Consider the following 21,397-nt stretch of genomic DNA (forward strand, 5'->3'; position numbering starts at 1 on the left):
GCGACGGCGGAAAGGCGGCGACGGCGGAAAGGCGGCGACGGCGGAAAGGCGGCGACGGCGGAAAGGCGGCGACGGCGGAAAGGCGGCGACGGAGTTACTCGGGCTTGGGGGCGGCCTCTTCGAGCTTGTCCATGTCCACGTCCTCCTCGAGGAGCAGGTCCTTGTGCTGGGCGACCTCGCGCTCCTCGCGCATGAGCTTCTTGAACTTGGACTGCTGGGAGAGGTCGCCGATGAGGACGCCGCCGACGATCTTGCCGTCCTTGAAGGCGAGGCGGCGCCACTCGGTGTCGCTGTACTTGCGGGCGGCGCCGTCGTCGCCCTCGGTCGGGTGGCCGAAGGAGAGGAACGGGAAGTCGAAGTGGGTGATCGAGTACGAGGAGACCCAGCGGAACTCCTCCGGGTCGTCGGTCTCGCCGCCGGCCTCCAGATCCTTGATCATGTTCTTGGCAGCGATCGAGCCCTGCTCCTTCGCCGAGCCCCACGAGCCGTTCTGGCCCATCTCGCCGAGGATGGTGTCGTAGAACCACGTCAGGTCGCCCGCGGCGTAGACGTCGTCGACGTTGGTGCGCAGATACTCGTCGACGACGACGCCGTTGTCGTTGGTCTCGACGGGCGTGTCCTGCAGGAACTCGGTGTTGAAGTTCAGGCCGATGGCGACGCCGGCCCAGTCGCCCTCGAAGCGCTCGCCGTTGGGGTCGACGGCGGCCTGGACGCGGCCGTCGTCGTCGGTCTCGAACTCGTCGACGCCGGAGTTGAAGACGGGGGTGACGCCGCGCTCGCGCATCGCCTCGTGGAGGATCTCCGCGCCCTCCTCGTCGAGCGCGTAGCGCCACCAGCACTCGCCGCGCATGAGGTAGTTGGCCTCGAGCTCCTGGGCGCCGCAGATGGCCGCCAGGTCGATGCCCAGCAGGCCCGCGCCGACGATGATGCCCTGGTCGGCCGCCTCGACGTTCTCCTTGATCGAGCGGGCGTCCTGGAACGTCCAGAAGTGGTCGATGCCGTCGGCGTCGGCGTTGTCGATGCCGAAACTCGCCAGGCTGGCGGGCGTCCCGCCGGTCGCCACGAGGAGCTTGTCGTACTCGTAGACCGTGCCCTCGTGGGTCCGGATCTCGTTGTTCTCCGTGTCGACCGTCGTGACGTGGGTGTTGAGCTGGAGGTCGATGTCCCGCTCCTCGTACCACTCGGGCTCGTGGATCGAGATGGGTGCCTCGGGCAGCTTGCCCTTGGCGAACTCCTTGATCAGGATGCGGTTGTACAGCGCCTCACCCTCATCGGTGATGACGGTGATGTCCGCGTCGGGGTCCTCCTCGCGAATCGTCTCGGCCGCCGAACTCCCCGCGATGCCATCACCGATGATGACGTGGGATGCGCTCATGCCCAGGGTGTTCGCAAGCGTGGTTAATGTGGGTTGCTATCTCTCCATGCGGGTGGTTGGCAAACACATTCCCACGAACGAAATATCTGATCGTTCCGTCATGTCGAACGCCGGCAGGTGCCGAAACGGCTACCGGTTCGCCGATCCGGTCGGCGTTCCGTCGGGATATCAGCTCGCGTTCGGTCGAGACGTTGAATACGGTCGGGTCCGAACGCTACGCACACGATGAAGATACGCCAGAACGTCCGTCACTTCGCGGCCAAGCAGGCGTTGACGCTGCCCGTCGTCGGGGAGAAGGTCAACGACCGACTGGTCGGGATGCACACGGACATCTTCGCCGAGAAGGCCGACGAGGGCCGCCGCGAGGAGCGCCGGGACCACCTCGACGACTTCTTCGACGCGACGATGGACACCTACGTCGCCGCGCTGGAGGACGGGTTCCCCGAGGCCGAGGCCAGGGAGATCACCCACGTCCAGGCCAACTTCGACTTCTACAACCACGGCTGGACCGAGATGATGGAGTTCCCGAGCGACGAGCTCGGCGACCACTACGACCGCTACCGCGAGTTCTTCGAGCGCTACGACATCAGTATCGACGACCCACTCGGCGAGTTCCGGCCCGCCGACGGGATCGCCGACGCCCCGTCGACGCCCGAGAAACTCGACGACCCCGAACACCCCTACGCCGAGGGCGGGTTCGCCGACGACGTGTACGTCGAGACCCCCGACGGCGACCTGGTGGTCGGCGGGCAGGACGAACCCGACGACGTGGACGTAGAGGAGGCGCCCGGCGTCGGCGAGTCCGACCGGTAATCGGACAACTGGCGGCGCGGCGGCGCGGTACCGTCCGCCGGCCGCCCCGGGACACTCGTCGACTGCCCCGGGGACGGCGGTCGGCCGGCTCGGAGAGGCCGTCAGTCGGCATCGGACGGGTTCGTCTCCGCGGCCGAGAGCGCGGTCACGACCGTCGACCGCCACTCCTCGATGCTCTCGACGTCGTCGTCGAGCCGCGACACGTCTGACTCGACCGCCTCGACGGCGTCGCTGAGTTCGGCCCGCGTCTCCGAAAGCCCCGCGTCGAGCTCCTCGACCGACGCCGACAGCTCGTCTACCGACTCCATCTCCTCGTCCAGGTCGTCGAGTTCGGACTCCACGGCGGCCAGCCGGTCGTCGAGGCGGGACTGGGCCGCCTCGACCGCCTCGACGCGCCGGGCCACGTCCTCCGTCCGCGCCTCGACCCGCTGGAGGTCCTCGCGGACCTCGGCGAGGAGCCGCTCGGCCGTGCCCTCGTCGTCGAGGAACGCCTCCAGCGCGTCGACGTACGCGTCGAGTTCGCCGATGCGCGTCATGCAGTGGTCGAGCTTCGCCTCGACCGTCCCCGAGGTGTCCGGCGTCAGGTGCCGGCGGAGCGTCGCCACCGTCTGCGCCGAGGCCTCGTCGCGCCGGAGCTCCGCCGCGACACGGTCCGCGACCGATTCCGCCCCGGCGACGCCGTCCGGCTCATCGTCGCCGCCACTTCCGTTCGGCTCGTCCTCGCCAGCGTTCCCGTCCGACCGGTCGCCGCCGACGCTCCCGTCCGACCGGTCGCCGCCGACGCTCCCGTCCGACCGGTCGTCGCCGACGCTCCCGTCCGACCGGTCGTCGCCGGGGGCCGCGTCTGGCCACTCCTCGTCGGTGGTGGCCCCGTCCTGCTGGTCGTCCCCGGTGGTAGCGCTCTCCGACTGGTCGTCGTCCGCGACAGTGCCGTCCGACTGGCCGTCGACGGCGGTAGCGCCGTCCGGCTGGTCGTCGGTGACGGCCGCGGACGGCGCCGCAGATCCGCCCGTCTCCCGGGCCGCGCTCCCGCCGCGGTAGAGGACGGACTCCTCGTCGTCCCCGTCCGTCGACCCGTTCGGTCCGCCCGCCTCTGTCGGCTCCGTCCGTCCGTCACCGCCCGTCGGTTCGGCCCGTTCGTCCCGCTCCGTTCGGTCGCCCTGTTCGCCCCGGTCGTTCGGATCGTCCTCGGTCATCGTATCGTTCGAATCGCCCCAATCCCCGTCCCTCGGACTGTTCTGTCGGTCCGGGTCCGGGGAGTCGTCGCCGACGGACAGCTCAAGTCGCCCGTCGCCGACCGTCCGCCACTCGTCGGGGCCGACCGCGTCGAGGTCGCCGCTCCGCGCGACTCGCACCGTCGGCTCGTCCAGACACGCCGACAGCTCGGCGGCGTCGGCGTCGGTGATCCCGTAGAGCGTCGAGACCGTCTCGCCCGCGTCGACGACGTTCTCGTAGACTATCCGACCCTCACCCGCCACGGACCAGTGCCGGTACCCTTCGTCCGCGTGGAATCCCACGGCGGTCGCGTCCACGCCCTGTGGGAGCGACTCGACGAGCCGGACGGCGACCGGACCGTCCCCGTACGCCGTCAGCCGGATCCTGACGGACGGATACTTGTACTCGTCCGCGTCGAGCCGCTTCGAGACCGCCAGAGAGAGGTCGTCTTGCATTCGTTACCGCCAGCCGAAACGTACGGTTCACTGTCTAATCAGTATGTGCCCTCTACATCCCACTCCCACCGACTGAGAATTCCGGATACGTCCAGTTACTTGCGGGAATATTTCGATTGTTAACGCGGATCGGCCGTCGACCGGGTCCGACCGGGGTCGACCGTCGCCGCTAGTCGGCGATCAGGTCCGCGCAGGCGTACCCCGCCTCGATCCCGCCGTTGAGCGACCGTTCGGGGTACTGCGCCCGCGAGGCCATCCCCGCGTAGTAGACGCCCTCCGCCACTTCCTCGCCGAGGTCGTAGGGGACGACCATGTCGAGGTAGCCCCGCTCGTAGATGGGTGCCGTCCGGGGGTTCCGGGCGGTCTCGACCCAGTTGACGCTATCGGGGTCGAAGTCCGGGAACAGCCCCTCGATCCCGTCGGCCCAGTGGTCCTCGACTTCCTCGTCGGACATCTGCCAGAGGTCCTCGGCGGGGTCCTGGATGTAGCTCGCGGTGTAGTAGAGGTGTTCGCCGCCGTAGCGCTCGGGGGGCACGAAGTTGGTGTGCTCGATGAACACGCCGAACGGCGCGTCGTCCTTGATGTTCAGCCAGTAGGTATCGGAGAGCGACTCCTCCATGCTCCAGACCGAGCAGACCGTCCCCTGGAAGTCGATCTCGCAGGGGTAGCCCGTCAACTCCTCCAGCACGTTCGGCATCGCCGCGACGACGGCGGCGTCCACGTCGTGCGTCTCCGTCCGCCCGTCCCGCTCGACGGTCATCGACTGGACCGCGCCGCCGGCCGTGTCGAGGGCCTTCACGCGCGCGCCGGTGGTGACGTTCCCCTCGCCGACCGCCGCCAGCAGTTCGTCCAGCAGGACGCCGAACCCGCCCCGCAGGTAGCCCAGTTGCTCGCCGCGCAGCGGGTCGCGCTCGCCGCGGAACTTCACCCGACCGAGCAGCCACGCCGCCGAGACATCCTCCTTCCGGGAGCCGAACTTCGCGTCCAGCAGCGGCTCCCAGAACGACTCGTAGACGTGGCGGGTCGTGTGGTCGAGCAGGAACTCCTTGATGGGCACGTCCTCGAAGTCGGTGATGTCGTCGTAGGTGTCGAACTTCGGGACGCCGCCGCGCACGTCGATCTCCTTGACGAGCATCGCCAGCCGGAATTTGTCGTAGATCGAGAGGTGCGGGTAGGCGAGGATCTCCCAGGCCTTCTCCATCGGGTGGACGACCCCGTCGACGTAGTAGGAGTCGGTCTTGTAGCGCCACTCCAGGTCGTCGCCGAGTCCCAGATCCTCGATGAGTTCGACGATCGTTTCCTCGGAGGCCGAGAGGTGGTGGTAGAACTTCTCGATGGGGTCGCCGGCCGTCCCGTAGACGGCGGCCAGCCCGCCCACGTCGTCGCTCGCCTCGAACACCTGGACCTCGCGGCCGCGCTCCTGGAGGCGATACGCGGCCGCGAGGCCGGCGATGCCGCCGCCGACGACTCCGATCATACCCACCGTTCCGCGGTGACCGGAAAAGCCCTTTCGCTCGCCCCGCCGCGGTCGGCGACCGCCCGGCAGTCCGCTACCTTTTTGCCCGCAGTCGCGGAAATCGCTCGATATGGTGACGGTGCGGGCGCCGGCGACGAGCGCGAACCTGGGGAGTGGCTTCGACGTGTTCGGCGTGGCGCTGGACAGACCGGCGGACGTGGTCCGCGTCGAGCGGGCCGCCGAGACCACCATCGACGTGACGGGCGCCGGCAGCCAGTTCATCCCGGAGGACCCCGCGGACAACACCGTCGGCGCGGTCGCCGAGGCGCTGGACGCCCCCGCCCACATCGAGATCGACAAGGGCGTCCGCCCCGCCTCGGGCCTGGGCTCGTCGGCCGCCTCCGCCGCGGCCGCCGCGGTCGCGCTCAACGAACTGTACGACCGCGGGCTCACCCGGAAGGAGCTCGTCCCCATCGCCGCGGAGGGGGAGGCGGTCGTCTCCGGCGACGCCCACGACGACAACGTCGCGCCCGCCATCCTCGGCGGGTTCACGATCGCCACGCCGAGCGGCATCTCGAAGGTCGACGCCGACATCTCGCTGGTGACGTGTCTCCCCGACATCGTCGTCTCGACCCGCGACGCCCGCGAGGTCGTCCCCGACGGCGCCCGCGTGAGCGACATGGTCGAGACCGTCGGCAACGCCGCGACCCTGACGACGGGCATGCACCGCTCGGACCCCGAACTCGTCGGCCGCGGGATGGAGGACTCCGTGGTCACCCCCGCCCGCGCCGAGCTCATCGACGGCTACAGCGAGGTCCGTCAGGCCGCCTTCGACGCCGGCGCCACCGGCGTCACCATCAGCGGCGCCGGCCCCAGCGTCATCGCCGCCTGCTACGAGTCCGACCGGCGCGCCATCGCCTCCGCCATGGTCGACGCCTTCGACGAGGAGGGCGTCGAGGCCCGCGTCTATCAGACCGAGATCGGCGAGGGCGCCACGTTCCACTGAGCGAGCGCGCCGGGCCCGATCTCCCCGACTGCCCGGAGTCCGACAGAACCTTCAACGGAGCCGTCGACCTCGACGTGTGACGCCGCCCTCCGCTCCGTTCATCGAGCAGTCGGGAACGTTAGACACTGACCAGATCCGGACCGAAGCGGTCCCGCTCGCGGGGCTGATCGGGCTGTTCGTCGGACTGGCGCTCGTCCCGTTTCTGGGCGTGTTCCTGTTCGGTGGCACCACCGGTCTCGGCTTCGTCTTCGCCCTCGCGACGCAGTTCGTGCTCGCCGTCGGCACGGGGGTCGTGCTCATCTACGTCGTCGCCAGAGGTGTCCAGCTCGCCGACCAGTGAGAGACGCGGACGGGCCGCCGGCCGGTCTATGGCTCCGAGGCCGCAGTGGGTGTGAGACCACCCACTGAAACCCCGTCGGTTCCCGACCGATCCGCCCGTTCTCCGCCGTCGTTGCCAAGCTTCTTGGGTCGAGGGCCCGCCCATACGTCTATACGTGTTTCCGCTCTCCTTCGACGGTCGACGAACCGAACGTGTAACCGAGTGTCCCCCGCCTCGCTCGGGTGGACGATGAACCCGAGCCGCGTCGACTCCCTGGTCGACCTGACCTACGGGCTGCTTATCGCGGTGTCCGTGGGGCTCATCGTCGTCGCCGACAACGCCGTCGGGCTGGCGTTCGGCTTCGGCGTCCTGCTGTCGTATCTCATCCACGTCGTCTGGAAGATGGCCCGGTTCGACCCCGACTGGATGACCACCGCGGTCAAGGAGACCGTCGAGGAGACGGTCGACGAGACGGTCGAGGAGAAGGTCGGCGAAACGGTCGAGAAATCAGTCGAGGAGACCGTCGGCGACACGGTGGAACAGACGGTCGGCGAGACGGTCGACGAAACCGTCAGCGAAGCCGTCGAAGCGAAGGTCGACGAGACGGTCAGCGAGACGGTCGAGGAAACCGTCGGCGAAACGGTCGAGGAGACCGTCGAGAAGTCCGTCGAAGAGACCGTCGAGAAGTCCGTCGAGGAGAAAGTCGGAGAGACGGTCGAGAAGACCGTCGAAGAAACAGTCGGCGAAACGGTCGAGGAGACTGTCGAGGATACCGTCGAGGAGACTGTCGAAGATACCGTCGAGGAGACTGTCGAAGATACCGTCGAGGAGACTGTCGAAGATACCGTCGAGGAGACTGTCGAAGATACCGTCGAGGAGACGCTGGAAGAACAGCTGGAGGACGGCGAGACCGACGCCGACGGAACCGAGGCCGACGAAACTGACGACGACGAACCCGACGGCGAGGGGAACTGATGGTCGACCCGCTCCTCGTCGTCGGCGTACTCGTCTCGATGTTCGTCGCCTACAACATCGGCGGGTCGACGACCGGTCCGGCGTTCGGGCCGGCCGTGGGCGCCGACGCCATCTCGAAGACGGCGGCGGCGGCGCTGATGGGCGTGTTCTTCTTCGTGGGCGCCTGGACGATCGGCCGCAACGTCGTGACGAAGCTCGGGACGGAGCTGGTCACCGACCCCGCCGTGTTCACGCTCGAATCGTCGATCGCCGTCCTGTTTTTCATCGGGGTCGCGCTGCTGGTCGGGAACGTCTTCGGCGTCCCGGCCTCGACCTCGATGACCGCGGTCGGCGCGATCGCCGGCCTCGCGTTCGCCGGCGGCGTGCTCGACATGGCCGTCATGGGGGAGATCGTCACCTGGTGGATCGTCTCGCCGATCATCGGCTTCTGGGTCTCGCTGATCGTCGGCCGGTACTTCTACGCCCGGCTCAACCGGCTGGTGGCGATGGAGCGCAGCGAGGGGCCGCTGCTGGACGTCGACCGCTCCGGGCTCGTCCCGTCGGTGAGCGTCCACCGGACGACCAACCGTCGCGAGCTGGTCGGGACGGTCACGGTCGTCGCGATCGGCTGTCTGATGGCCTTCAGCTCCGGCACGTCCAACATCGCCAACGCCGTCGCGCCGCTGGTCGGGAGCGACGCGCTGGCGATGGATCCCGCGATCATCCTGGGCGGGGTCGCCGTCACCATCGGCGCGTTCACCATCGCGCGGCGGACCCTGGAGACGATGGGCAGCGACATCACGGAGCTGCCGCTGACGGCCGCGATCGTCGTCGCAACGGTCAGCTCGGCGCTGGTCGTCTTCCTCTCGGCGCTGGGTATCCCCGCGAGTTTCGTCATCATCGCGACGGTGAGCATCATCGGTCTCGGGTGGGGCCGGGCGACCCGCCCGGTGACCGTCCCGGAGGCCGTCTCCGCTGAGGAGACCCCGCCGGTCACCGTCGACGCGCTGGCCGCCGACGAACCCGGCGAGGAGCTGCCCCCCATCGGCGAGGAGGACTCCGAGGACATCCCCGAACCCGGCGACCTGTTCAACCCCGCGACGACCGCCCGCGTCGTCCTGATGCAGAACGTCGTGCCGGCCATCGCGACGCTGGGCGCGTACCTCACCTTCCGGTTCGTCCCGGTGTTCGGGTTCTGACGGCCCGCGACCGGTCGACTCGTGCAGGTCGTCCCCGACGGCGCCCGCGTCGACGACGGATCGTTCCCACCCGACCCCGGTAGCCCGCTCTTCTGCTCGGTCGGTATCCCCCGACCGGACCGCCGGTTACGGTCGACCCACGTCGCGTTCAGCCGGTCGCCCGGGCGGGCCAGCCGCGTCCGTCGGGCGGACCGACGGGACCGAGTCGGCCGGCGTGGACCGGTGGCTGACCGCGTCGGCGACCCAGACGTCCGCTTCCGGGTTCTGGAACGGTTCGACGACGAGGCGACCGTCGAGACGGGCCGTCTGGAGGAGTCCGCCCGCCGCAGGGCGACTCGTTCCGCCCAGGACCATCATCGCGTCGATCAGGAGGTGTCGCGGGACGGGTGGCGGCGGGTCGTCCGGGGCCGCGCCCTTGGTGGCCGCCAAGTCGGCGGCGATGACTTCGACGTACCGAGCGGGGTCGCGGACGCCGCCGAGCGTCCGGTGCCAGTGGGCGGGGTAGACGCTCACTCGATCGGCCCCGACCTCGTAGAGAGCGTCCGGAATCCAGAGGTCGAGGTCGGTGATGCGACCGTCGAGGATCCGTTCGAACCGCTCGACGGTGTACGGCGCTCGTGGCCCGAGCCGATCCAACAACTCGGTTACGTACCCTCTGACGACAGTCCGCGGAACACCGGGTCCCGCTACCCCGTGGAAGCGCTCGATGACGTCGACCACGTCGGTCGGATAGAGGTACCGGCCCCTGCGAACCAACTCGTCGTGGATCCGCGGCTGTAGCTGGTCGCTCATGACAGGAGTCACTTCGTCCACCAGCGGCATAAGTTGCCGCGTCGGTCGCGCCTCCGACTCGCGGAACGCCCAGGGTGGCGCGACCGACCGGCCGAACCGCCACGAATCGGAGAGGCGCGTGATTCGGGCGCTCCAGGCACTCAGCATCCGAAATTCCAAGAGGGTAGTCGGGATCGTCCCTCGATGTTCGCCCTACCGCCCGAACCGCCGCTGGCGGTTCTGGTAATCGCGCAGCGCCCGCAGGTAGTCCCGGCGGCGGAAGTCCCGCCAGTTCACGTCGGTAAAGTACAGCTCGGAGTAGACGGACTGCCAGATCATGAAATCCGACAGGCGTTCGGCGCCGGTCTTGATGACCAGGTCGGGCTGGACGGGGAAGACCAGCTCCCCCTCGATGGCGGCCTCGTCGATGTCCTCGGGCGCCAGATCGCCGGCTTCGACCTCCTCGGCGAGGCTCTGGACGGCGGCGGCGAACTCGTGTTTGCCGCCGAGGCCGATGCCGACCTGGATCGGCGCCTCGGCCTGTTCGTCGTCCCCGGGGCCGCGGACGGCCAGTTCGCGGGGCGCGTTCACGTCGGCGAGCTCCCGGCGGATGGTGTCGACGACCTCGCTGTCGAGGACGCTGACGTAGACGACGACGCGCTCGGCGCCGAACTCGAAGGCCCACTCGAAGCAGTCCTCCAGCGTCTCGTAGGCGTCGGCCTCGAGCAGGTCCCGCTCGGTGACGATGACCGCGACCGTCTCCGGGAGGGCGGCGTCGCTGTAGCGGATGCGGAGGGCGAGATAGCGGTCGTACAGTCCCACACACCCGCTTTCCCCGGACGCGCCCTAAATCTCACGCTCGACGGCCCCGGTCGAACGCTCGGCAGTCCGCGGTCGAACGCTCGGCGGGTCCGAGCAGGGCCCGTCCGGCGCGACCGAGCGTGTGCCGGACGTGTCACGCGACCGCCAGCGGGCGAAGTGGTTCGGAAACGGTAAGTAGCTCACCGGGGATACCGGACATAGCGTGACAACGACAGTCCGGCGCGCGGGCGCGTTCGCCCTCGTCGGGACGCTGGCGCTCGCCGTCCCGCCGATCGCGAGCCGAACGAGCGCGGCGCTCGCGACCGTCGCCGCGCCCGGCCCGTTCCTCCTCGTCGCCGCGCTGGCGCTGTACGTCGTCGACGAGGGACCGGTCTTCGAGCTGTTCGCCCGGCCGGGCGACCGCCGCGACGGCCGGCTGTACGGGCTCGCCGGCTTCGCGCTGGCCGCCGCGGCCCTGGCGCTGTTGTCCGTGCGGTTCACCCTGCCGATGCCCGTGTTCGTCGGCACCGTCTTCCTGCTCGCGTGGGGTAACCTCGGCGGCCACCTCGTCCGCTCGGTGCGCGACGAGCCGTTCGTCGCCACTGCCGGGTTCGTCCTCGCGGGCTTTCTCGCCGGGACCGTCGGCCAGTACGCCGCCGCCGTCCTGATCGGCGTCCCGACCGAGTGGCCCCTCGTGGCATTCCTCGCCGCCAGCGGCGCCCTGCTCGGCGCGCTCCTGCGAGCGGTCCTCTTCGAGCGCGACGACCCGCTGGTGATGATATCGATCGGCCTGCTGCTGTGGCTGTTCGCCGACCTCCCGCTGTCGATCGACCCGACGGGCGTCGCGATCGCGCTGGCCGTCGCCTTCCTGTTCGGCTACCTCGCCTACGCGCTGGAGACGGCGTCGCTCCCGGGGATGATCACCGGCGTCTTCCTCTGTCTGCAGACGATCGTCCTCGGCGACTTCGGCTGGTTCCTGCTGCTGGTCACCTTCTTCGGCGTCGGCGGCCTCTCGACGAAGTTCCGCTACGAGGAGAAGGAACGCCGCGGCATCGCCGAGGAGAACGAGGGCGCCCGCGGCAGCGGGAACGTCCTCGCCAACTCGCTGGTCGGCCTGTTCGCCGTGCTCGGGTGGTCGGCGAGCCCGACGCTGACGGGGCTGCACCCCGATCTCTTCCTGTTCGCGTTCGCCGGCTCGGTCGCCGCCGCGATGAGCGACACGCTGTCCAGCGAGATCGGCGGCGTCTTCGACAACCCGCGGCTGATCACCACCTTCGAGCGCGTCGAGCCCGGCACCGACGGCGCGGTCACCTGGCAGGGCGAGGTGGCCGGCCTCGCCGGCGCCTGCCTCATCGCGGCCATCGCGGTCGCGGCGTTCGGGCAGGTCGGCGGCGTCGGCGCCGGCATCGTCGTCTTCGGCGGCGTCGTCGGCATGACCGTCGACAGCCTGCTGGGCGCCACCGTCGAGGGCGTGTTTCTGGAGAACGAGGGCGTCAACTTCTTCGCGACGCTCGCGGCCGGGATCGCCGCGGCCGCCGTCGCCGCCGCGGCGCTCCCCATCCCCGTCGCATGAGCGACCGACCCCGCGTCCGCGAGGGCCGGTCCGCGGACCTCCCCGCCCTCCGGGCCATCCAGGCCGCCGTCCTCGCCGAACCCTGGACGGAACTGCTGGCCGTCGCCGCCGACGGACCGCCGGTGCTACTGGTCGCGATACCCCGAGACTCCGGGAGCGCGACCGGCGGGACGGCCACGCCCGTCGGCTACGCGCTCGCGGTCACCGACGGCGACGACGACGCCGGCTACCTCGCCGAGCTCGCGGTCGCGCCCGACCACCAGGGCGAGGGGTACGGGTCGGCGCTGCTGGACGCGCTCGTCGAGCGACTGCGCGCGTCGGGCGTGGAACGGCTCCGCGTGACGGTCCGCGAGGTGGACGAGGACGCGCGCGCGTTCTACCGCGAGCGGGGCTTCGAGCGGGCCGAGCGGCTCCCCGACCACTACGAACGGGGGGACGGGTTCCTGCTGGAGCGGCCGATCGACGGCTGAGAATCGGGCTCCGCCGGAAATACTGATGCCCGCGCGGTCCGGCGCTCAGACCTCGTCGGCGGCGAGCACCCGGACGTTGACCGGCTGTTTGACGAACTCGCCCTCCTCGCGGGCGACGACGAGGTCGACGCCGCGCTGGGCCGCCACGTCGAGGACGCGCTGGGGGAGTTCGCCGTCGAGGACGACCGACGCCGGGACCGTCTCGGCGCCCTCGACGAGGTCGAACGCCTCGTCGGCGTCGCCCTCGGCGATCGTGTCGTACGCGGCGTCGAGGAGCCGCACGCGACCCGTTCCCTCGTCGACGACCGCCTCGACGTGGCTCGCGAGCGTGTCCGGGGGCGACCCGGCCGGCGACTCCACTTCCGATGGCGACGCCTCTTCGGTCGTCCCGTCGCCCGCCTCGGCGGGCGGTTCCTCGGCATCGTTCGTCCCCTCGGTCGCCCCGTCGGCCGTCTCGGCGGCCGACGCCTCGGCGTCTGCCGCCCCGACGGACGGCTTCCCGGCGTCCGCCGTCCCGGGGGCACCGTCCGGCTCGTCACCCCCGGGCTCGCCGTCGGAGTCGGTGCCGGCGGGATCGACGGCGGCGTCGGTACCGGGACCGTCGGCGTTGTCGGTACCGGGACCGTCGGCGGTGTCCGCCCGCGCTCCCGTCTCGTGGGACGGGGGCGCCGCCTCGACGGCGGAGTCGTCGGGGTCCGTCGGCGACTCGGGGTCCGTCGGCGACTCGGGGTCCGTCGGCGACTCGGGGTCCGTCGGCGACTCGGGGTCGGCCGTCCCGGTGTCGCCGTCCGGCGGCGAGGGCTGGGCGGAGCCGTCGGTGGCGGCCAGCCCCGTCGTCTCGTCGGTCGCTCCCTCGGCCATCTCGGACGCGTCGTCGGTCGGGACCGCCTCGAAGGGCACCTTGTCGCGCAGCGCGTCCATGACCGCGCTCCGCGGGAGGTCCTCGACGGACCGGCCGGTCGGGGCGAGCGCGACGTAGTCGATGTCGCCGACCTGCGACAGCTCCTTCAGGATGAGGTCGCCCCCGCGGTCGCCGTCGAGGAACGCCGTCACGGTCCGCTCCTCGGTCAGTTCCGCGACGGCGTCGGGCACGTCGGTCCCCTCGACCGCGATGGCGTTCTTGATACCGTACTTGAGCAGCTGGAGCACGTCGGCCCGGCCCTCGACGACGATGACGGCGTCGCTGTCGGCGACGCGCGGGCCGGCCGGCATACCCGCGAACTCGGTCGCGTCCTCGACGCGGACGCTCCGCCGGACCTCCTCGACCAGGTCCTCGCTGGACATCGTGGTCGCGTCGAACTCCGCGAGCAGCTCCTTGGCGCGCTCGACGACGCGGCGCCGTTTCGCGGAGCGCACGTCCTCGATGTCGCGTATCTCGACGTCGGCCGTCGACGGGCCGACGCGCTCGATGCTCTCCAGGGCGGCCGCGAGGATCGCCGTCTCGACGCGGTCGAGCCCGCTGGCGATGGTTACCTCGCCGAACGAGCTCCCGCGCTCGGACTCGATCTCGACGTCGATGCGGCCGAGCTTGCCCGACTCCTGGAGGTCGCGGAGGTCGAGCTCGTCGCCGAGCAGGCCTTCGGTCTGTCCGAAGACCGCGCCGACCACGTCACTCCGCTCGACCACCCCGCTGGTCCTGATGTCCGCGTGGATCAGATACTTGGCTGAATCGTACATCGGTGAACTGCCCCGGTCGGGGGCGTGGTGATGGTGGTGTGGATGATGGTGAACCGCCGTCCATGAACGCCCTCATGGAACAACCCGTAACTTGTCACTCGACGACTGTAATATCTGCCGATGCCCCCGAAATTTCCGCACCGCGGCGCGGCGGCCCGCCCGCCCCCCGCGGGGTCGAAGAGAAAATCTCTTCGAACGTATCGTTCGTAGGCGAACGACGAAAGGTTAAGGGGCGAGTAGTCGAACGGGCGTACATGAACGAGCGCATGCGGGTGGTCGGCTGGGCAGCGGTGGCGGTCGCGCTGGCGGCGCTGTCGGTCCCGTGGTTCATGTGGGGCGCCGACGGCGTCGTCGCGGGACTGCCGGTGTGGGTCGCCTACCACGTCGGCTGGCTCTGTCTGGTCGCGGTCGTCCTCTGGGCGTTCACGCGGCGCGCCTGGGGGCTCGGCGTCGAGGGGGTGGGTCGCGATGGCTGACACCGCCCTCCAGGTCGGGATCATCGTCGGCTACATGCTCGTCGCGCTGGGAGTCGGCGTCGTCGCCTACCGGCTGACCGAGCGGACCGCCGAGGACTACTACCTCGCGAGCCGGACGCTCGGGACCGTCGTCCTCCTCTTCACCACGTTCGCGACGCTGCTGTCGGCCTTCACGTTCTTCGCCGGCCCGAACATCAGCTACGGCGCCGGCCCGGAGTGGATCCTCGTCATGGGCCTGATGGACGGCGTCATCTTCGCGGTCCTGTGGTACGTGCTGGGATACAAACAGTGGCTCGTCGGGAAGGCCAACGGCTACGTCACGCTCGGCGAGATGCTGGGCGACCGCTTCGGCTCGCTCCGCCTCCGGCTGCTCGTGGCAGGGGTCAGCATCTTCTGGCTGTTCCCGTACGTGATGCTCCAGCAGCAGGGCGCCGGCACGGCCATCGAGGCGCTGACCGGCGGCGCCGTCCCCTACTGGGCCGGCGCCGGCGCGATCACCCTCTTCATGATCGGCTACGTCGCGCTCTCGGGGATGCGCGGCGTCGCCTGGACCGACACCCTCCAGGGCGCGTTCATGCTCGTGATGGTCTGGGCCGCGTTCGTCTGGGTGGCGAGCGCCGTCGGCGGCGTCGGCTCGGCGACCGCGACGCTCGGCGACGTGGACGGCAACTTCCTCGCGCTCGGCGGCGGCACCTACACCCCCGAGTACATCCTCTCGACGGCCATCTCGATCGCCTTCGGCGTCACGATGTTCCCGCAGGTCAACCAGCGATTCTTCGTCGCCGAGTCGAAGGCCGTCATCAAGCGGACGCTCCCGCTGTGGCCCGTCCTCGTCGTCCTCCTGTTCGTCCCGGCGTTCATGCTGGGGTCGTGGGCGCGCGGCCTCGGCATCCAGGCGGGCGCCAACGAGAACGTCCTCCCGCTGCTGCTCGCGGAGTACACGCCCGCGTGGTTCGCGGCGCTCGTCATCGCGGGCGCGATGGCCGCGATGATGTCCTCCAGCGACTCGATGCTGCTGTCGGGCTCGTCGTACTTCACCCGCGACATCTACCGCCCGTTCGTCGCCGAGGCCTCCGAGCAGCGCGAGGCGTTCCTCGGTCGGGTCGGCGTCGCCGTCTTCGCCACCCTGTCGTTCGTCGCCAGCCTGTTCCAGCCGGCGACGCTGCTCGATATCGGCGACTTCGCCTTCGGCGGGTTCGCCCAGTTAGCGCTGCCTGTGGGGGTGGCGCTGTACTGGACGGACACGACGCGGTGGGGCATGTACGTCGGGATCGTCGGGAGCCAGGCGTTCTACCTGTCGAGCGAGTTCACCGACGTCGTCCCCGCGAGTTTCCTCGGCGGCTGGTCCTCGTCGGTGGTCGGGATGGTGCTGGGGCTGGTGCTGACGGTGACCGTCTCGCTCGTCACCAGCCACGCGCTCGGCGAGGACGCCTCGGTGTACGCGACGGGCGCGGACTGACGACCCGTTCGGACCGACGGATCGGTCCGGCGAGTCTGCTGAATTTATACGCCGCGGGGGCCACCTACCGCGTATGCAGACCCACATCGTCCCGGTCGGGTTCGACTACGACCGGCTGATCGCGCCGCTGGTGCGCGACAGGCTCGACGTGGACCGCGTCGTCCTGCTGGAGGGCGCGGTCGGCAGCGAGGCCAACGTCGAGTACTCCCGCAATCTCGCCGCCAAGCTGGAGCAGGACTACCGCAACCTGCTGGGCGCCGAGACCGAGCGGTTCGTCGTCGAGGACGTCTACGACTACGACGAGGCCTTCGAGCAGGCCTTCGAGCTCATCAACGCCGAACTCGACCGCGAGGACGACGCCGGCGTCTGGGTCAACATCTCCGCGATGCCCCGCACGGTCTCGTTCGCCTTCGCGACGGCCGCCCACTCCATCATGGTCGAGCGCGAGGAGGACCGTCAGCGCATCCACACCTACTACACGGTCCCCGAGAAGTACCTGGAGACGGAACTCGCGGAGGAACTCCGGCGGGGCATCGACCTGCTCTCGGACCTGGAGGGGAGCGTCGACGACCCGGAACTGGCCGAGCGCGTCGACGAGCGGCTGGACGCCGCCGAGGAACTGCTCTCGGAGTTCGACGAGCGCGGCACCACTATCGGCGCCAAGGAGTTCGACGGCAAACACATCCTCGAACTCCCCGTCGCGTCGTTCTCGAACGTCAAACCGTTCGAGGAACTCATCCTCTTCACTCTCGGCGAACACAGCGAGTTCGAGTCCGTCTCGGAGCTGGCCCAGGAGCTCGCCCGCGAACTCGGCGAGGAGTACACCGACAGTTTTCGATCCAAGGTCATCTACAACGTCGACCGCCTGGGCCCGGGCGGGAAGGGCTACATCGAGCAGGAGGAACAGGGCAAGTCCTACCGGACGCGCCTGTCGCGGATCGGCGAGCTGTGGGTCCGGGCGCACTCCGACGACTGAGCCGGGGTCAAAGCGGGTTCGGCCGGCGCGACAAGCGTAAAGACCGCCCGGGTCGGAGACGGACCCATGACGAGGATCGGACTGATCGGCGCCGGCGGCATCTCGGAGTTGCACCTGCCGGCCTACGAGGACCACCCCGACGAGGCGACGCTCGCGGGCGTCTGTGACGTGGACGCCGAGAAAGCGGAGTCGGTAGCCGACGACTTCGGCGTCGACTGCTGGACCGACCACGAGACCTTCCTGGCGGAGGCCAACATCGACGCGGTGGACATCGCGCTGCCGCACCACGTCCACTACCCGGTGGCGAAGGCCGCGCTGGCGGCCGGGAAACACGTCCTGATCGAGAAGCCGCTGGCACCTTCACTGAGCGACTGCGTCGAACTCGTCGACCTGGCCGACGAGCGCGACCTGACCCTGCTGGTCGGGCAGATGCAGCGGTACCACCCGCCCTACCGGGCGCTGAAGGAGCGCGTCGCCGCGGGCGATCTGGGGGAGGTCCGCCACGCCCGCTGCGACGCGCTGGTCAATCAGGCCGACCTGTTCCCGGAGGGCCACTGGCTCTACGACGGCGAGAAGGCGGGCGGCGGGGGCGTCATCGGCTACAGCGTCCACAAGCTCGACCTGTTGCGGTACTACCTCGGCGACGTGGCCCGGGCGGCGGCCTGGACCCGGACGATCGACGAGGCCTTCGACGGCGCCGAGGACTACGCGACGGGGATGCTGGAGTTCGAATCCGGTGCCATCGCCGACTTCTCGGTGGCGCTGTCGGCGCCCGCGATGCCCTACACGGAGTCGTTCTGGCTGCTGGGCGACGACGGCGTCGTGCACACGCTCCCGGAAGGGCGACAGCAGGAGGGCTACGTCGGGTCGCCGACGCCGCGGATCAACACCCGGGACGACCCCGATTCGCGGAAGGAGTTCGCCCCGGTGGAGCCGGAGGGGACGGACCTGCCCACCTCCGACGCGTTCGTCAACGAGATCCTGCACTTCGTCGACTGCGTCGACTCCGGGGCGGAGCCGCTCACGAGCGGCCGCGACAACCTCGGGACGATGGCCGCCGTCCGGGCGATCTACCGGAGCGCGGCCCGCGACGGCGAGCGCGTGACGACCGACGAGGTACTCGCGGACGCCCGGGAGGCCGCGCGATGACCCTGGAGACCGCCGTCGCGGACGGCGCGGTGTCGGTGTCCGTCGACGGGACGCGAGTCGCTCGGTACGACGCGGAGCCGGCGGGCAGCAAGCCCGGCTTCGACACGCTCGCGCTCCCGCCGGGCGTCGACACCAAGCCCGGCGAGAACCTCGTGGTGTCGTCGCCCCACGACCACCCCTGGCACCTCGGCCTGTTCTTCTGTCAGAAGCTCGTCGACGGGGTCAACTGCTGGGAGTCCGAGCCCAACGCCGCCGCGGGGAACCCCCACGGCTACGCGGAGGCCGGCGCGTACGACGTTCGGACGGCGGACGACGGTGACGGAGCGAGCGCCGTGATCGAACAGGAGGCGACCTGGCGGACGGATTCCGGAGAGGAACTGCTCAACGACGAGCGGGTCATCCGGGTCGGCGAGCCCGACGACGAAGGGTACCTGCTGACGTGGGAGCAGGAACTGACCGCGCTGGAGCAGTGCCGGCACCTCTCAAGCGAGACGCTGCACGGCCACTACAGCGGGCTGAGCCTGCGGTTCGCACGCAGCCTCCGCGAGGGGCGCGTGCTGTTGCCCGACGGCCAGGATCCGGGCGAGACATCTCCGCCGCGGGCCGCGAGCGGTCCCGCCGCTCGGTGGTGCGATTACTCGGGACCGCTGGACGGGCGGCCCGGCGCGGCCGCGGTCGGCGATCCCTGGTCGGCAGGGGTCGCCATGTTCGACCACCCCGACAACGGCGACGAGGCCGTCAACTGGTTCGTCATGGACGAGCCGTTCGGCTTCCTGGCGGCGAACCCGACATGGGGCACCGTCGAGACGCTGGCGGAAGGGGAGTCGCGGTCGTGGACCTGGGGGCTGTGGGTCCACTCCGGGACGCCCGACGAGAAGCGGGTGGAGCGGGCCTACGAGTCGTTCGTCGACGCCGTGTAGATGAACCGCCCGGTAGCGTACTGGCGATCTCGACACGAGTCCAACGGAAGTATCCGTACGCTTTTGATAGTCGACCGAATGCAACCCGCACGTGACCGGCAGGTTCGCACTAGACATCGAGACGATCAGCCCGTCGCTCGACTACTACGAGCGACCGCCCGATTTTCAGGACCCGGAACACTTCGAACTGCTCGCGGTCGTCATCGGGTACGAGAGCCCGGACGGCGAGCGGGAAACCGAGATGCTGTATCGGGAGGCGGACGGACCCGGCGGGGAACTCGACCTCGTCGACCGGACCTGGGAGTGGATCGCTGACCGTCCGGGAGAGGTGTGCCTCACCTACGGCGGGGAGGGGTTTGACCTCGTGCATCTCGTCGGTCGTTCCGAGGCCGCGATGGAGGAGTGCCCCGACCGAACCGCCCCGTACCAGCGAATCAGGTCGCTGTTCGAGGAGGAACTGACTCACGACGACATCCAACCGGCTGCGTGGGACGCGTTCGGGGAGTACACTCGTCTCGAAGAGGTATGTGCCGAGGTCGGTATCGAAACCGCCGATACTCGGTGGGCCGACTACGACCACGGTATCGACCTCGACGAACTGCGACCGCCGAAGTACGAGGGATTCGAGAAAGTGATCAACAAGGACGTTCCAGTGTTCGGCGAACGGTACTTGGCGCTCGCCGACGCCGGGGCGACCGAGACGCTCACCTTCCGCTCGCTCCGCGACCTGCTCGACCACTACGGCCGCGAGGACATCGTCCACCTGTTCGATCTCGCCGACGAGCGCCCCTTCGGTGGCTGATCGAAGGGAGGGCGAGACGCGCGCGTATCATTCGTCATGTCGTGACGACGAACCGCTAGTCGACGCTACGGCGTGATGACGGCGCGGCCGTCGATCTCGCCGTGTTCGAGCCGTTCGGCGACGGTGTTGATCTCGCCGAGGTCGTAGCGGCTGGTGTGGAGGTCGACCTCGTCGCGCTCGACCAGCGCGACCAGCTCCTGCAGTTCGGTGAACCGGCCGACGATGTTGCCCTGGTAGGCGAACTCGCCGTTGACGAGCGCCTGCGAGGGCTCGTGGATGTGGCCGCCGTAGCCGACGATCTGGTGGTCGCCGCCGGCGGCGACGATGTCGGGCGCGAGCGCGGTCGTCTCGTCGGCGCCGACGAAGTCGAGCACCTGCTCGGCGCCCGCGCCGTCGGTGAAGTCGTCGACGACCGCGGGCACGTCCTCGCTCGTCGGGTCGACGGTCAGGCGGGCGCCCAGGTCCTCGGCGAGGTCGCGGGCCGACTCCTTGAGGTCGACGGCGACGATGTCGGCGGCGGACATCGCGTCGAGACACTGGAGGCCGATGTGGCCGAGACCGCCGACGCCGACCACGACCGCTGTGTCACCGGGGTTCAGGTCGGCGACGGCCCGCTTGGCGGCGTGGTAGGCGGTGATCCCGGCGTCGGCGTGGGGCGCGATGTCCGCGGGGTCGACCCCGTCGGGTAGCGGGACGACCGATCGCTCGCCGGTCTGGAGGTACTCGGCGAACCCGCCGTCGACCGTGAGGCCGTTGAACGCCTGGTTCTCGCAGTACATCGTCTCGCCCTCGCGGCAGGCCCGGCAGACCCCGCAGGTCTGGACGGGGTGGCAGACCACCCGGTCGCCGGGTTCGACCGTCCGCACGTCGTCGCCGACCTCTACGACGGTCCCGGCGTTCTCGTGGCCGAGCGTCAGCGGGAGCTCTTGGTCGACGTAATCGGTCCACATCCCCTCGATGATGTGGTTGTCCGTCTGGCACCAGCCCGCGCCCTCGACCTCGACGACCACGTCGTCGCCCGCCGACACCTCGGGACGGTCGATCTCCTCGACGGTCAGCCCGTTCGCCATGTCCTCGGTGTACTCGTGGAGTCTGGCAGCGCGCATGGACGACGGTACGGACGAGAGCCGGTTAAATCCGGGCGCCGCCCCAAACTATATTGGTTTTTCATTATAATTGCCGCCATGCCCACGCTCCAGTGCGGCGACCGGTCGCTCGACTGTGACCGCGGCGAACTGCTCCGCGACGAGTTCATCGACGAGCGGACCGACCGGGAGTTCGGTCCCGGTCGCGAAGTCGGCGGGGGATACGGCGTGTCGGCAGTCGCGTTCGGGCGCCGGGGGAGCAGTCGCCCGTGGGAAGACGGCAGCGGGGCGGTCGCGCCGTCGGACGGCGGGGAGCGCGACGACCGGGGCCACGACGGTCCCCAGCGGTGGACGCCCAGCCCGTCGGAGGGCGACGGCTGAGACGGCCGGAACCGCGGGCGGAGCGCCCGTGGCGATGACGTAAGAGTTATTTTCGAGCCTCGTCC

At 69.8% G+C, this 21,397-nt stretch carries 21 protein-coding genes; 14 read left to right on the forward strand and 7 right to left on the reverse strand.

From position 1 onward, the window contains the following. Positions 1–94 precede the first annotated feature (94 nt). Complete coding sequence (locus E3328_RS05730) at positions 95–1,375, reverse strand: NAD(P)/FAD-dependent oxidoreductase (protein WP_135363635.1); 1,281 nt, start codon at positions 1,373–1,375, stop codon at positions 95–97. 225 nt (positions 1,376–1,600) lie between these two features. On the opposite strand from E3328_RS05730, the gene E3328_RS05735 reads away from it, so the two are divergent. Next, entirely contained in the window at positions 1,601–2,188 is a 588-nt protein-coding gene (locus E3328_RS05735; RefSeq protein ID WP_135363636.1) for a DUF6149 family protein, read from the forward strand. 101 nt (positions 2,189–2,289) lie between these two features. Here E3328_RS05735 and E3328_RS05740 read toward each other — a convergent pair whose 3' ends face one another. Together E3328_RS05740 and E3328_RS05745 are read right to left on the reverse strand one after the other, a co-directional pair. Further along, a complete protein-coding gene (locus E3328_RS05740; protein WP_135363637.1) occupies positions 2,290–3,858 on the reverse strand; it encodes a hypothetical protein in 1,569 nt (522 codons plus the stop codon). Positions 3,859–4,027: 169 nt separating this feature from the next. Continuing rightward, a complete protein-coding gene (locus E3328_RS05745) occupies positions 4,028–5,335 on the reverse strand; it encodes an NAD(P)/FAD-dependent oxidoreductase (RefSeq protein ID WP_135363638.1) in 1,308 nt (435 codons plus the stop codon). Positions 5,336–5,444: 109 nt separating this feature from the next. Here E3328_RS05745 and E3328_RS05750 point away from each other — a divergent pair, with 109 nt between their 5' ends. The 4 genes from E3328_RS05750 to E3328_RS05765 all read left to right on the forward strand — a co-directional run bounded on the left by E3328_RS05750 (position 5,445) and on the right by E3328_RS05765 (position 8,792). Further along, positions 5,445–6,320 carry a homoserine kinase gene (locus tag E3328_RS05750; RefSeq protein ID WP_135363639.1) on the forward strand — a complete coding sequence of 292 codons (876 nt, stop codon included), beginning with the start codon at positions 5,445–5,447 and terminating at the stop codon, positions 6,318–6,320. 76 nt (positions 6,321–6,396) lie between these two features. Next, positions 6,397–6,660, forward strand: coding sequence for a hypothetical protein (locus tag E3328_RS05755; RefSeq protein WP_135363640.1), 264 nt, complete (start codon positions 6,397–6,399; stop codon positions 6,658–6,660). Between the two features lie 228 nt (positions 6,661–6,888). Next, on the forward strand, positions 6,889–7,614 hold the full coding sequence (locus E3328_RS05760; RefSeq protein WP_135363641.1) for a hypothetical protein: 726 nt from the start codon (positions 6,889–6,891) through the stop codon (positions 7,612–7,614). Further along, entirely contained in the window at positions 7,614–8,792 is a 1,179-nt protein-coding gene (locus E3328_RS05765; protein ID WP_135363642.1) for an inorganic phosphate transporter, read from the forward strand. The genes E3328_RS05760 and E3328_RS05765 overlap by 1 nt, the downstream gene beginning before the upstream one ends. 126 nt (positions 8,793–8,918) lie before the next feature. On the opposite strand, the gene E3328_RS05770 is transcribed toward E3328_RS05765, so the two are convergent. Then, entirely contained in the window at positions 8,919–9,584 is a 666-nt protein-coding gene (locus E3328_RS05770) for a hypothetical protein (RefSeq protein ID WP_135363643.1), read from the reverse strand. A gap of 192 nt (positions 9,585–9,776) precedes the next feature. Further along, positions 9,777–10,385, reverse strand: a complete 609-nt coding sequence (locus E3328_RS05775) for an undecaprenyl diphosphate synthase family protein (protein WP_135363644.1) — start codon at positions 10,383–10,385, stop codon at positions 9,777–9,779. Between the two features lie 202 nt (positions 10,386–10,587). Between E3328_RS05775 and E3328_RS05780 the strand changes: the two genes are divergently transcribed. Together E3328_RS05780 and E3328_RS05785 are read left to right on the forward strand one after the other, a co-directional pair. Then, entirely contained in the window at positions 10,588–11,937 is a 1,350-nt protein-coding gene (locus E3328_RS05780; RefSeq protein WP_135363645.1) for a DUF92 domain-containing protein, read from the forward strand. After that, positions 11,934–12,407 carry a GNAT family N-acetyltransferase gene (locus E3328_RS05785; protein ID WP_135363646.1) on the forward strand — a complete coding sequence of 158 codons (474 nt, stop codon included), beginning with the start codon at positions 11,934–11,936 and terminating at the stop codon, positions 12,405–12,407. The genes E3328_RS05780 and E3328_RS05785 overlap by 4 nt, the downstream gene beginning before the upstream one ends. A 45-nt stretch (positions 12,408–12,452) precedes the next feature. Here E3328_RS05785 and dnaG read toward each other — a convergent pair whose 3' ends face one another. Further along, entirely contained in the window at positions 12,453–14,084 is a 1,632-nt protein-coding gene (dnaG, locus tag E3328_RS05790) for a DNA primase DnaG (protein WP_135363647.1), read from the reverse strand. 254 nt (positions 14,085–14,338) lie between these two features. On the opposite strand from dnaG, the gene E3328_RS05795 reads away from it, so the two are divergent. The 6 genes from E3328_RS05795 (at position 14,339) to E3328_RS05820 (ending at position 19,866) form a co-directional block, all read left to right on the forward strand. Continuing rightward, positions 14,339–14,560, forward strand: a complete 222-nt coding sequence (locus E3328_RS05795) for a DUF3311 domain-containing protein (RefSeq protein WP_135363648.1) — start codon at positions 14,339–14,341, stop codon at positions 14,558–14,560. Continuing rightward, a complete protein-coding gene (locus E3328_RS05800; protein ID WP_135363649.1) occupies positions 14,553–16,019 on the forward strand; it encodes a sodium:solute symporter family protein in 1,467 nt (488 codons plus the stop codon). The genes E3328_RS05795 and E3328_RS05800 overlap by 8 nt, the downstream gene beginning before the upstream one ends. A 73-nt stretch (positions 16,020–16,092) precedes the next feature. Further along, entirely contained in the window at positions 16,093–16,995 is a 903-nt protein-coding gene (locus E3328_RS05805; protein WP_135363650.1) for an HFX_2341 family transcriptional regulator, read from the forward strand. Positions 16,996–17,061: 66 nt separating this feature from the next. Next, positions 17,062–18,144 (forward strand): Gfo/Idh/MocA family protein, encoded by a 1,083-nt coding sequence (locus tag E3328_RS05810; RefSeq protein ID WP_135363651.1) that lies wholly within the window; start codon positions 17,062–17,064, stop codon positions 18,142–18,144. Beyond that, complete coding sequence (locus E3328_RS05815; RefSeq protein ID WP_135363652.1) at positions 18,141–19,064, forward strand: DUF6807 family protein; 924 nt, start codon at positions 18,141–18,143, stop codon at positions 19,062–19,064. Before E3328_RS05810 ends, E3328_RS05815 begins: the two co-directional genes overlap by 4 nt. Before the next feature lie 91 nt (positions 19,065–19,155). Further along, the gene (locus E3328_RS05820; RefSeq protein ID WP_135363653.1) at positions 19,156–19,866 is read left to right on the forward strand and encodes a hypothetical protein; all 711 of its coding nucleotides are present in this window, start codon (positions 19,156–19,158) and stop codon (positions 19,864–19,866) included. A 65-nt stretch (positions 19,867–19,931) separates the two neighbouring features. Here the strand turns inward: E3328_RS05820 and E3328_RS05825 are convergent, their stop codons facing one another. Continuing rightward, positions 19,932–20,972 (reverse strand): NAD(P)-dependent alcohol dehydrogenase, encoded by a 1,041-nt coding sequence (locus E3328_RS05825; protein WP_135363654.1) that lies wholly within the window; start codon positions 20,970–20,972, stop codon positions 19,932–19,934. Positions 20,973–21,050: 78 nt separating this feature from the next. Here E3328_RS05825 and E3328_RS05830 point away from each other — a divergent pair, with 78 nt between their 5' ends. Further along, positions 21,051–21,332, forward strand: a complete 282-nt coding sequence (locus E3328_RS05830) for a hypothetical protein (protein WP_135363655.1) — start codon at positions 21,051–21,053, stop codon at positions 21,330–21,332. The last annotated feature ends 65 nt before the right edge of the window (positions 21,333–21,397 follow it).

This window comes from Halosimplex halophilum, assembly GCF_004698125.1.
Lineage (GTDB): Archaea > Halobacteriota > Halobacteria > Halobacteriales > Haloarculaceae > Halosimplex > Halosimplex halophilum.